This window comes from Bradyrhizobium sp. PSBB068, assembly GCA_016839165.1.
Classification (GTDB): domain Bacteria; phylum Pseudomonadota; class Alphaproteobacteria; order Rhizobiales; family Xanthobacteraceae; genus Bradyrhizobium.
Genome location: CP069300.1, coordinates 4,972,479 through 4,984,539, shown reverse-complemented (window position 1 = coordinate 4,984,539; position 12,061 = coordinate 4,972,479). Strand labels below are relative to the sequence as shown.

10 protein-coding genes are annotated in these 12,061 nt (G+C 63.5%); 5 read left to right on the top strand and 5 right to left on the bottom strand.

Annotated elements, in window-relative coordinates; genetic code table 11:
• Nucleotides 1-99 precede the first annotated feature (99 nt).
• Both JQ507_23335 and JQ507_23330 read left to right on the top strand, forming a co-directional pair.
• Entirely contained in the window at nucleotides 100-1,596 is a 1,497-nt protein-coding gene (locus JQ507_23335) for a M81 family metallopeptidase (GenBank protein QRI67881.1), read from the top strand.
• Complete coding sequence (locus JQ507_23330; GenBank protein ID QRI67880.1) at nucleotides 1,593-2,603, top strand: glutathione S-transferase; 1,011 nt, start codon at nucleotides 1,593-1,595, stop codon at nucleotides 2,601-2,603. Before JQ507_23335 ends, JQ507_23330 begins: the two co-directional genes overlap by 4 nt.
• Nucleotides 2,604-2,642: 39 nt before the next feature.
• Here JQ507_23330 and JQ507_23325 read toward each other — a convergent pair whose 3' ends face one another.
• The 5 genes from JQ507_23325 to JQ507_23305 all read right to left on the bottom strand — a co-directional run bounded on the left by JQ507_23325 (nucleotide 2,643) and on the right by JQ507_23305 (nucleotide 8,614).
• On the bottom strand, nucleotides 2,643-3,272 hold the full coding sequence (locus JQ507_23325) for a DsbA family protein (GenBank protein ID QRI67879.1): 630 nt from the start codon (nucleotides 3,270-3,272) through the stop codon (nucleotides 2,643-2,645).
• A 505-nt stretch (nucleotides 3,273-3,777) separates the two neighbouring features.
• Nucleotides 3,778-5,700 (bottom strand): NAD(P)-binding domain-containing protein, encoded by a 1,923-nt coding sequence (locus tag JQ507_23320; protein ID QRI67878.1) that lies wholly within the window; start codon nucleotides 5,698-5,700, stop codon nucleotides 3,778-3,780.
• A gap of 9 nt (nucleotides 5,701-5,709) precedes the next feature.
• The gene (locus JQ507_23315) at nucleotides 5,710-6,483 is read right to left on the bottom strand and encodes an SDR family oxidoreductase (GenBank protein QRI67877.1); all 774 of its coding nucleotides are present in this window, start codon (nucleotides 6,481-6,483) and stop codon (nucleotides 5,710-5,712) included.
• The gene (locus tag JQ507_23310; GenBank protein ID QRI67876.1) at nucleotides 6,480-7,121 is read right to left on the bottom strand and encodes a TetR/AcrR family transcriptional regulator; all 642 of its coding nucleotides are present in this window, start codon (nucleotides 7,119-7,121) and stop codon (nucleotides 6,480-6,482) included. Before JQ507_23310 ends, JQ507_23315 begins: the two co-directional genes overlap by 4 nt.
• Nucleotides 7,118-8,614 (bottom strand): AMP-binding protein, encoded by a 1,497-nt coding sequence (locus JQ507_23305; GenBank protein QRI67875.1) that lies wholly within the window; start codon nucleotides 8,612-8,614, stop codon nucleotides 7,118-7,120. The genes JQ507_23310 and JQ507_23305 overlap by 4 nt, the downstream gene beginning before the upstream one ends.
• Before the next feature lie 170 nt (nucleotides 8,615-8,784).
• On the opposite strand from JQ507_23305, the gene JQ507_23300 reads away from it, so the two are divergent.
• The 3 genes from JQ507_23300 to JQ507_23290 all read left to right on the top strand — a co-directional run bounded on the left by JQ507_23300 (nucleotide 8,785) and on the right by JQ507_23290 (nucleotide 12,059).
• Nucleotides 8,785-10,044 (top strand): ABC transporter substrate-binding protein, encoded by a 1,260-nt coding sequence (locus JQ507_23300; GenBank protein ID QRI67874.1) that lies wholly within the window; start codon nucleotides 8,785-8,787, stop codon nucleotides 10,042-10,044.
• 96 nt (nucleotides 10,045-10,140) lie between these two features.
• A complete protein-coding gene (locus JQ507_23295; GenBank protein QRI67873.1) occupies nucleotides 10,141-11,043 on the top strand; it encodes a branched-chain amino acid ABC transporter permease in 903 nt (300 codons plus the stop codon).
• Entirely contained in the window at nucleotides 11,040-12,059 is a 1,020-nt protein-coding gene (locus tag JQ507_23290) for a branched-chain amino acid ABC transporter permease (GenBank protein ID QRI67872.1), read from the top strand. Before JQ507_23295 ends, JQ507_23290 begins: the two co-directional genes overlap by 4 nt.
• Nucleotides 12,060-12,061 lie beyond the last annotated feature (2 nt).

Sequence of the window (12,061 nt, the reverse complement as noted above, 5' to 3'; positions counted from 1 at the left end):
CGTCTGCTTATTTGCAGGTCTGGCGGGCAAAAACCGAATGCGGATTGGCGCGCGGCGCCATCGATGCCACACTGCGGAAAACAGCCGAGGCGCATCAAAATGAGCGATCGCAAGATACGTATCGCCGTCCTGCATTTTTCCCACGAAACCGTCTCGTTCCTGCCGAACGAGACCACGCTCGACGACTTTATCTATCCAGGCTCGCCGGCCAAGGGCGAGGCGCTGCTGCAGTTCGATCCCAAGAACTACATGGGCGGCTTCGTGCAGGTTGCGCGCGAGTTCTCCGAGGTCGAGCTGGTCGGCATCGAATCGCCGCTCTGGCCCAAGACCTACACCGGATCGGGCTGGATCACCCAGGAGGCTTATCGGACCTTTACCGGCAAGATGATTGCCGGGCTCAAGGAGGAGGGGCCGTTCGACGGCGTCTATCTGTGCCTGCATGGCGCCATGGCGGTGCGCGACGTGCCGCGGCCGGAGGCTGATCTGGCGCGACAGGTCCGCGAGGTGGTTGGCCGCTCGGCATTCATCGCCGCAACCTTCGATCCTCACGGCAACGAGGACGAGGCGTTCCTCGAACAGGCCGACATGGCGTTCGCCGTCAAATATTTCCCGCACTATGATGCGCATCTGCAGGGCGAGCGCGCGGCACGCATGCTGGTGCGGGCGATCCGCGGCGACTACAAGCCGGCGCACAGGACCATCAAGGTTCCGGTGATCTCACCTACCGTTCTGCAATGGACCGGGGCGCGCCCGTGGATGGATCTCGTGCAGCGCGCGCTGGTGTGGGAGGCCCGCGAGGTCGATGTCTACGTCAACATCTTCTTCGGCTTTCCATTCGCCGATGTTCCTGATGTCGGCATGACCGTGCAGGTCCTGACCAACGACAACCCGAAGCTCGCCGAGCAAATCGCGCGCGATCTCGCCGGCACGATCTGGCGGCTGCGTGAGGCCCTGCTGCAATCGACGAAGCTCCACAGCATCACCAAGGGCGTCGCGCTGGCGAAGCAGGCCACGGCCGACCGCAACACGCCGGTGGTGCTCGCCGATCACAGCGACCGTTCGGGATCGGCGACCTGGCTGCTACGCGAGATCATCGCGCAGGACCTCGCCAATACAGTGATTGCGACCATCGCGGATGGCAAAGCGACGGCGAGCCTAAAGGCTGCCGGTGCCAAGGCCGGCGATAACTTCGACATGGAGATCGGCGGCCTCGCCGACGAGTCGGCTGGCGATCCGGTACGGATCCAGGGCACCATCTCGGCGGCGGCCGAGGGCTACGGACAGTTCTGGGTCTGCGTGCGCTTTGGCCGCAACAATGTGCTGATCCTGTCCACCTATCTGGTGCAGATCATGGAGCCGTTTTCGCTGAAGGCGCTGGTGCCTGACATCGGTGCGTTCGACGTGATGGCCATCAAGTCGCGGGTCCACTTCCGGCGCGGCTTCGACGACAATGGCTTCGCCAAGACGATCCTGCTGGTCGAGCCGGAGCAGCCATTCCTCGGCACCACGCGTCTCGACAAGCTGCCTTACAGGAATGTCGATCTCACGCGGTACTATCCCTACGGCAATCCAGCATTTCCGGAGGCGTCGTCATGACCGGAGGCCGCTACCGCCTGATCGGTTCGACCGCGTCGCCCTATGCGATCAAGCTGCGCGCACTGATGCGCTACCGGCGGATCCCGCACGACTGGGTGATCATGACCAAGGCGCTGCGCGCGGCCACCGCGCATCTGAAACCGATGCTGATCCCGGTGCTGCAATATCCCGACGGCAGCTTTCGCGGCGAGACCACGACGCTCGCCTATGATCTGGAAGCGCGCCATCAGGGCCGCTCGGTGATACCCGAGGACAAGGCCGTCGCATTCGTCTGCGATCTGCTCGAGGACCTCGCCGATGAATGGGCGGTGAAGCCGTTGTTTCTCTATCGCTGGTGGGACCCGGAAGACCAGGCCTACGTCTCGCGCTGGGCCGGTGAGGAATGGTCGACGTCGGAAGCTGAGACCGGCAGCCGCGAGGAGATCGAGGAGTTCCGGCAGCGCCAGATCTCGCGCATGGTCATTCTCGGCGCGACGGATGAGAACAGGCCGCTGCTCGAGGAGAGCTATCGGCGGACGCTGGCAGCGTTCGAGGCCCATGTCGGCATGACGAACTATCTGTTCGGCAACCGGCCGTCGCTGGCGGATTTCGCCTGGTTTGGCCAGCTCAGCGAGATGGCGACCGACCCGACCCCGATGCGCATCATGCGCGAACGCGCGCCGCTCACCGATCACTGGGTGCGACGGCTCGACGACGCGTCCGGCGTCGAGGGCGGTTGGTACTCGCGCGAGCAGGCGCTCGGCGGGTTCGCCGAGGCGTTGCTGCGGATCGCAGGCGAACTCTACCTGCCATTCCTGGCCGCCAATGCAGATGCGTTCGCGAAGGGCCTTGAGCGCCTCGAGATCAACGTCTGGGGCCTGCCTTATGCGCTGGCGCCGTTCAAGTATCAGGTGAAGTGCCTGCTGCAGTTGCGCGAGAAGTTCGCCGCGCTCGATACCGGCGATCGCATTGCGGTGAAGCCCGTGCTGGAACGCACCGGATGTTGGGCCATCCTGGATGGAGGCTGATCGACCGCGGAGGGCACGCAGGTTCAAAACAGCGTGAGCTTAAGTTCGGTGTCTGCTCCCGAGCGCGAGTGCGATCGATCCCGGATTTCTGATCCGTTCGATCAGCAGGTCGATGCGGTCGCCGCCCCAGAACAGTTCCCCGTTGAACACCATGCTGGGAACGCCAAACACGCCGAGCGCTTCGGCCTCGTCGATGATGCGATCGTGCTCGGCGCGGGCAGGGCCGTTGACATAGGCCTCGAACGCGTCGGCAGAACCGCCGATCGCGGCAATCACGCCGGCAATCTCCGACAATTCGTCGATCTCCAGTTCATGGTTCCAGAACCTCTGGAAAACCGTGTCGTGATAGGGCCGGAACAGCCCATGGCGCTGCGCGAACAGCATCCCGGCGCTTGAATAGAAGGCATCGTAGATCCGGCGCGGGCCCTTCATGGTCAGTCCCTGCGCATTGGCGAACCGCCGCGCATCCATGTAGGAGTAGCGCACCTTGCGCCAGAAATGCGGCGTGCGCCCTTCGACCGTGCCCATGAATTCGGGAATGCGCAGCGTGTAGGGCAGCCATTCCAGTTCGACGCCGCAGATGTTCTCGAGCTCGAACAGCCGCTTGTTGGCGACATAAGCGTAAGGAGATTTGTAGTCGGTGTAGATCCTGACCTTCGGCTTTTCCATCAGCGTTCCTCACCCCGTCAGGACAATTGTTCCTGATCCAGTGCGATCGCGCAATGCGACGTGATGAAGGGGATGCGCCGCGCAAACGAATGGACCCCGGTGCATTCAAGCATCGCGGGGTCCTGCCACTTCGTTTTAGCGAAGGATATCTGGTATAGACCAGTGGTGTTTCGGGATCCAAGAGCGCTTGGCCTTTGCGCTCTCGTCCTGCGGATATGTTCAGATTGTCGGCAGCGCACGCGGCTAGCAGCTGCTATCGCCTCAACGTGCACCGAGACCTTGCCGCTGAGCAAGGTCGCTGGCTTTCGCCGGTGGCGTCATGCTCCTCTCCAAGGGTGGGCCGACGGACATCTGTCCGCTTCTGCTGCCTGGCGGCCGATCCCATAATCGTCCGCCAATTCCTGCGACGCGAGGAGCAGGCGCTCCAGCACCCCAACAGGTGCAGTCAGCCAAATGCTGCGGCAGTTGTGGCCTGCTGTCAAGTTAACGCGTAAGAGAATTCAGGTCAGGTTTCCTGTCGCGCCTTGGTTTTTCGATACTGCGTGAAGTCGGGATCATGCGTCATTTTCCAGTAATCGACGAACCGCCACGGCATCGCCGAGAACACCCGGCCGCGACTGTTGCGGTAGTAGGTCGTCATGCCCGGATGCGTCCAGATCAATTGCTCATGCTCGGCATCGACATTGCGGATGTATTCGTCATGCGCGGCGGGATCGACGTCGATCGCCGCGATGTCGTTCTCGATCATCTCGACCAGACAGGCAGAGATGTAGCGGCTCTGGCACTCCGACTGGAAGATCACGCTGCCGCCATGCGCGGGTCCCGAGTTCGGGCCTAGCATCAGAAACAGGTTAGGGAAGTCGGGCACGGTGAGACCGAGATAGGCGGTCGGATTGTCATGGCTCCAGACCTGCTTCAGGTTCTTGCCCTCGCGTCCGGTGATGTTGAGACGCGCCGCCATCTCGGAGACCTTGAAGCCGGTCGAGATCACGATGATCTCGTGCTGCCGCGTTGTGCCGTCGGCGGTGACGATCCCGTTGGCTGCAAAGCGGTCGATCTTGTCGGTGACCAGCTCGACATTCGGCTTGGTCAGTGTCTTGAACCAGTTGTTATCGAGCAGGATGCGCTTGCCGTAGGGCGGATAGGTCGGCATGCACTTCTCGATCAAATCGGGACGATCCTTCAGCTCGGAGAGGATGAAGTCGGCTAGTTCCTGGCGATGCCGGTCGTTGCCCTTGTTGACGGCGCGATCTGGATGTGGCCAGGCCGGATCCTTGCGCAGGAACGGCAGCAGCCCGTCGCCGTAGCGCCAGAACATGTTGAAGCGATACCACTGCACATAAAACGGCAGATGCGCCAGCAGCCACTGCGCGCCTTCGCTGATCGGATCGGAATAGCCCTTCACCGGCCGCGCCCACTGCGCGGTACGCTGGTAGACGGTGACCGAGGCGACACGGTCCGCGATCGAAGGCACCAGCTGCATCGCGGTGGCGCCGGTGCCGATCACGGCGACATGCTTGCCATCGAGCTTGATGTCGTCGGACCACAGCGCCGAGTGGACCTTGAGACCGCCGAAATCCTCGTCGTCATTGAAGCGGGCGGGCTGGGGATCGTTGAGCTGGCCGATCGCGCTGACCAGCACGGTGGATTCGAAGGTCTGTTCACCGTTCGCCGTCCTCAGCGTCGAGATCCAGCGGCGGTTGCCTTCGTCCCAGTGTGAAGCGACCAGCTCGGTCGAGAGGCGGACGTGCCTGCGGATGTCGTGTTCGCGCACGACCTTGAGCAGATAATCCAGCAATTCCTGGCGCTGCGCGAAATAGCGGGTCCATGGATTGCGGGCGCCGAAGGAAAACGAATACGAGTGGTTCGGCGTATCGACGCCGCAGCCGGGATAGCGGTTGACGTACCAGGTGCCGCCGATCTCGTCCTGCTTCTCGACGATCGTGTAGGGAATGCCGAGTCGCCCGAGCGCAACGCCGAGCGCGATCGCGCAGACCCCGGCGCCGACGATCAGCACATGCTGCCGCGCCAATCTCTCGTCGGAGGGGCGCGCACGCCAGCGTGCATCGCGGGGAACGAAGCCCATCTCCTCCCGCATCAGCGGTGCATATTCCGGTGCGACGTTCTCGCCCAGCGTCGCGCGCATCATCCGCAGCATCAGCTCATTGCCGGGATCGGTGATGACGGGCTTCGGCGCACCGTTCGCGAACAAGTTCAGGACCGCCGCGCGGATCTCGTCCTGGATCTCTTTCGGCACGCCGGCGTCCGGGTCGGGGATCAGGCGGACGTCGCGCTTCGGCTTGTAGGGCGGCTCGAGCCACTTCTCGTCACCGGTCATGTGCACCAGCACCATCAGCAGCACGCGGATATCGCCCTCGGCGATGGCGGAGGACAGGTCGAGGCGTTGGCGCGGAAGCTCGATATTCATGCGTTGTCCTCAGCTGCGTGGAGCTTCGGGCAGGCCGCCATAGGCCGCCCATGTGGTACCCGCGATGTAGCCGGCATCGACCGGGAGGTTGATGCCGGTCACGCCGCTGCTCTGCGGCGAGAGCAGCCAGGCGATCGCCTGCGCCACTTCCATCGGCTCGACCAGCCGGTTCATCGCCGTCGGGCTGGCGAGCAGGTCCTTGTTCAGGGCGCCCGACGCGATGCCGGCTTCGAGCGCGGCCGTGCGGGTGAAGCCGGGGGACACCGCATTGACGCGGACGCCGGTCCGGCCCCATTCGGCGGCGAGCGTCTGGGTGATCTGGATGACGCCGGCCTTCGCCGCGGTATAGGCGTGGATCGGCCCCGACGTCATGCCGGCCACCGAAGCGACGTTGACGATCGCGCCGCGTCGCCGCTTCGCCATGCCGATGCCGACGCTGCGCGCGACCAGGAAGGTGCCGCGCAGGTCGATATTGACTTCGCGGTCCCATTGCTCCATCCGCACCCGCTCGATCGTATGCATCTTGCCGAACACGCCTGCTGCGTTGACGAGACCGGAGATCGGTCCGTGCGCCTTCTCGATGTCGGTGATTCCAGCGACGACGGCGCTCTCGCTTGCGACGTCGAATGGCGCGGGCCAAAGAATAGCGCTGGTCCCCTCCAATGGCTCGGGCGCGATGTCAACGATGACGACGCGATGCCCCTGATCGGCAAGCAGCGTTGCGGTTGCAGCGCCGATGCCGCGGCTGCCGCCGGTGATGAGGATGGTGCCGTCAGCGCTCATCGCTTCTTCCCTACGTTGCTGTTGAACAGGCCATGCGTGACCAGCTTCTGGTAGGCCGTGATGACATAGTCGGGCACGGCGGTAACGCCTTGCTCGGAGTAGGAATAGCGCCGGCTGAGATAGCCGCGCGCGCCCATCAGGACCTGGACGACGGCCTCGAATTCCTCGTCGCTGAATGTGTTGGTAGCGCCGGCAGCGCGCGCACGCTGGAGGATCCGGACATAGGCATTCGAGATGTTGTCAAAGTGCTTCTGGTACCCGGTCGGTGCGAAGAACTCGGCTTCATTGAGGATGCGCAGGAACTCCGGCACCTCGCGGATGAAATCAAAGAAGGCGCTGAAGCGCTCGATCTCCTGCCGGGCTTCGCTGGCGGTGCCGGTGCGCGCATGGATGAAGCGGACCATGTCGAGGCCGATCTTCGGCAGCAGCTGATCGAGCAGCTCCTGCCGGTTTTCGAAATGATTGTAGAAGGTGCCCTGCGCGACGCCGGCGGCTTCGGTGATACGGGCAACCGAGGCTTCGGCATAGCCGTATTTGCCGACCACCTTGGTCGCGGCGTCGAAAATCTTCTGCTTGGTCCAGGCGTTGCGCTCGACCCGGTTGAGCTTCGTCACCTTGGCGGATGTCGCTTGTGTCATGCGGTGGCCTCGAGTTCGGCGCGGAGCACGCGTTTGAGAACCTTGCCGGATGGATTGCGCGGCAGGCTGTCGCGGAGGATGAGTTGCCTCGGCACCTTGAAGGCAGCGAGTCGTGCGCGGCAGAAATCGATCAGATCAGACAGATCGAGCCTGGCATCGTCGGCCAGAACCACGATGGCGACCGGCTTCTCGCCCCAGCGTTCGTCCGGCAAGCCGATCACCGCGACCTCGCGCACTACAGGCATTTCGTAGATGACGCGCTCGACCTCGGAGGAGGCGATGTTCTCGCCGCCGGAGATGATCATGTCCTTCTTGCGATCGGTCAGATAGAGGAAGCCGTCTTCATCGAGATAGCCGATGTCGCCGGTGCGGAACCAGTCGCCGAAGAAGGCGGACGCGGTCTTCTCGGGATCTTTCCAGTAACCCTGCGTCACCTTCGGACCGCGCAGGCAGATCTCGCCATTGCGGCCGGCCGGCAGGCGCTTGCCGGCGTCGTCGCGGATTTCGATCTCGACATGGGCGATGGCGCGGCCGGTCGAACCGATCTTCTCGATCTCGCGGCCGGCATCCATGAAAGTGTCGCCGCCGCAGCTTTCGGTGAGGCCGTAGGCATCGATGTAGCGCGCATTCCTGAAATAGTCCGAGAAGGCGCGGATGCGGACCTCAGGCGTCTTCTCGCCGCCGCCGATCGCCCATTGCAGGCTGGCGACATCGTAGCGTTCGCGGTTTGGGCAGGTGAGCAGCGCCGTTGTCATGACCGGCGCAAACCACGCGGCGTTCAGTTTCTCGCGCTCGATCGCGGCGAGCGCCGGTTCGGGCTCGAAGTTGCGATGAATGCACAGCATGCCGCCATGCCAGAGTACGGCGATGCCTGGCAGGTCGAGCGCGCCGACATGGTAGAGCGGGCCGACCACGAGCAGCCGCGTCTCGGAGTTAAGCCCGAGCACCAGCGTCTGGTCGGCGGATTTCCAGTAAATGTTCTCGTAGGTGAGCATCACGCCCTTGGGGCGATCAGTCGTGCCCGAGGTGTACATCAGCCGCATTAAATCGCGTGGCTGCCGCACATGGATCGGTGCCGGCGCGATGTCGGGCGCGAGGTTGGTGACGCTGGACTGCGCGACTTCACCCAGCAGCACCACCGGCGCGCCGCCGGTTACGATCGCGGCAAATTCCTCGTCGGCGACCAGCAGCCGCGCGCCGGAATTGCCGACGATGTAGCCGACCTCATCGGCCGACAGCCGATAGTTGATCGGCAGGAACACCGCGCCGATATGGCTTGTTGCAAACACCAGCTCGAGAAAGGAGGTGCTGTTCTTCATCAGCACCGCGACGACATCGCCCGGCGCAATCCCGCATGACACGAGCCAGCTGCCGACCTGGCGGATGCGCAGGTCAAAATCCGCATAAGAGACGTTCTCGCCGCGATATTTCAGCGCACAGCGATCCGGAGTCCGCCTGGCATGGAATGCGATGAAGCTGGAAAGATTGATCATTTGCGTCCGTCGGGCCGATTCCGGCGCCGGTTTTCTCCCTGGATGAATTATGACTCGTAATTCATCTTTGGCTTGACGTCACCCCCCTTGCTCTGAAAACATCGCGGTCACGGAGACGGCACGATCTCCGACAGGGATTTTGGGAACGCGAACCCGATAGGGAGGGGAATATGAACAGGACCCGGAAACCGGGCATCAGCCGGCGCGCGACGCTTGCGTTCATGGGCGCCGGTGCGGCGACCTTTGCTGCGCCATGGGTGGCGCGCGCGCAGGCCAAGACGATCAAGATCGGCATGCCGACGATTCTGTCGGGGCGCGTCGCGCAGCTCGGCACATCCTCGCGCAACGCGGTGATGCTGGAAGTCGAGAAGGTCAATGCGGCCGGCGGCCTTGCCGGACGGCAGATCGAGATGGTGATCCGCGATTCCAAAGGGCAGCCGCAAGAAGCCGCGCGGATCGCGCGCGAGCTCGTCAACACCGACGGCTGCGAGATGCTGCTCGACGGCGAGGCGTCATCGGGATCGTTCGCAGTTCACGAGGTCGCGCGTGATCTCGGCGTGCTCTGCATCCATACCTGCTCGGAAGCATCGTCGCTGACGGCTGATCCGAAGCAGCACATTCCGAACGCCTTCCGCTGCGTGCGGCAGGGCATCCACGACTCGATCATCGGTGCGGGTTACGCGGCAGGCATCGCCAAGGCCAAGGGGCTGAAGAAGTGGGCGACCTGCTCGCCCGACTATGCCTATGGCCGCGATACCACCGGCGAGTTCGTGCTGTACCTGAAGAAGTTCGCGCCTGACGTCGAGATCATCAGCGAGTCCTGGCCGAAGCTGTTCCAGCCCGACTACACCGAGGTCGTGACCAAGATCCTGCAGGCCAAGCCGCAGGCGATGTATTCGTGCCTGTGGGGCGGCGATCTCACCTCCTACATCGATCAGGCCAACATCTACGCGCTGTTCACCCAGATGGAGGTGTTCGCGGTCAACATGGCCGACTACACCGCGCTCACGGTGGTGAAGAACCTGCCCAAGGGCATCCATTCCGGCGACCGCTACATCAAGACCTTCCCGCCGACGCCGGAGAATGCCGCCTGGGGCGATGCCTACAAGTCGAAGTACAACGAATACCCGACCAACTGGTCGTGGCAGAACGCGACCGCGGTCATGTTCCTCAATGAGGCGGCCAAGAAGGCCAATTCGACCGACGGCAAGAAGCTCGCCGAGGTCCTGACCGGACTGACCATCAAGTGCCCGTTCGGCGCCGATGGCACCGTCACCATGCGCGCCGACGACCGCACGCTGGTTGGCTACGCGATCGGCTGGGGCACCACGATCCCGCAGGAGCCCTACGTGCTCGATATGAAGGCCGGTGACTGGAAGACCATCTTCGAACTCGAAGCCGAGTGGAAGAAGAGTAAGGGCTACACCTGACCCGCATGCGGGGCGGAGGCGCACTCGACTGCCTCCGCCTCCCATTTGATGTTTGTCGCGCGCCGGCGTTGCGGCCCGCCGTAATGGATGATTCCCGTGGACCTCGACGCGCTTGCCAGTTGCTTCGTCAGCCCCGCTTGCCTGGTGACCCAGACCACCAGCGGGCTGATCATCGGCATGCTGCTGTTTCTCGTCGCCGTCGGGCTGACCCTGATTTTCGGCGTGCTCAAGGTGGTCAATTTCAGCCACGGCGCCTTCTATATGTTCGGCGCCTATTTCGCGATGACGGCCTATCAGCTCACCGGCAGCTTCGCGCTGTCGATCCTGGCTGGCGCCGCCGGCACCGCGATCCTCGGCCTGATCTTCGAGCGCGTATTCATGAGCCGGGTCTACGGCCGCGACGTGTTGATGCAGTTGTTGGTCTGCTACGCCTTCGTGCTGATCTTCGACGACGTCGTCCGCATGATCTGGGGACCTGAATTCAAGTCGATGGGCATGCCGGCCGCGTTCCAGGTTCCGCCGCTCTTCATCGCCGGCGGCGTGGTGCCGCCGTATTACCTGTTGCTGATCGGCGTGGCGCTCGCAGCGGCCGCGGTTCTCGGACTGGGACTGGCGCGTTCCCGGATCGGCAAGGTGATCCGCGCGGCGGCGCATAATCCCGGCATGGTCTCGGCACTCGGCATCAACACCGGGCTGATCTACGGCGGCGTGTTCGCGCTCGGCGGCATGCTGGCGGGGTTGGCCGGAGCTCTGGCCGCGCCGGTGCGTTCGCTGACGCCGGGCATGGGTTTCTCGGTTCTGATCGAGTCCTTCATCGTCACCGTGATCGGCGGCATGGGCTCGATCCTGGGCGCCCTGATCGGTGCGCTGCTGATCGGCTTGATCCGCTCGTTCGGCTCGCTCGGCTTTCCGCTGTTCACCGAGGGGCTGATGTACCTCTTCATGGTGATTGTGCTGGTGTCGCGTCCGACCGGCCTGTTCGGCAAGGAGGTCGCATGACCGAGTTGCAGGCCGGAGAGGGCGCGCAGCCCCTCAAGGTGCCTCGGATCGACGCCAGGCCGCAGCGCTATCGCGACGTGCTGATCGCGCTGATCGCCTTTGCCCTGCTGGCGCTGCTGCCAATGGTGTTCAGCAGCAAACAGCTGCTCGATTTCGTGATCCGCTGCGCGGCCTACGGACTGTTCGCGACGTCGCTCAATCTCCTGGTCGGCTACACCGGACTGATCTCGTTCGGGCACGGCATGTTCTTCGGCCTCGGCGCCTATGGCTTCGGCCTGATGATGCAGAAGACCGGCGTCCCGATCCCGGTGGCTTTCGTCGCGACGCTGGCGATGACCTTCTTGGTCGCCGTCGTCATCGGCGCGATCTGCGTGCGGCTGAAGGAGATCTACTTCGCCTTCGTCACGCTCGCGTTCCAGATGCTGATCCACTCGACCATCCTGTCATGGCAATCGCTGACCGGTGGCGACCAGGGCCTGCGCGGCGGCATCCCGCGGCCGCCGTTTCTCGGCATCGACCTGTCCAACCATCTGCATCTCTACATCACGAGCTGCGCGCTACTGGTGATCGGGCTGCTGCTGATGCGCCAGATCGCGCAGTCGCCGTTCGGCTACACGCTGCGCATGATCCGCGACAACGCCACGCGGGCGAGCTTCATCGGCATCGATGTCTGGCGCGCGAAGTTGACGATCTTTGTGCTGGCGGCGTTGTTCGCCGCGACCGGCGGCATGATCATGGCGCTGTTCGTCTCCGGCGCCTATCCCGAATTCGCCTACTGGACGGTCTCCGGTGAAGGTATCTTCATCAACATGCTCGGCGGCGTGACCACCTTCCTCGGGCCAATGGTCGGCACGGTGCTGCTCTTGATCCTCAACGACACCGTCACGCGCTTGACCGAGTATCACGGCATCGTGCTCGGCATTGTGATCCTGTTCTTTGCCATCGGCTTGCGGAAGGGCCTGATGGACTTTGTCGTCGAGCGGCTCGCGCAGCGTCGCGGAGAGGGGCGCGGTTAGCC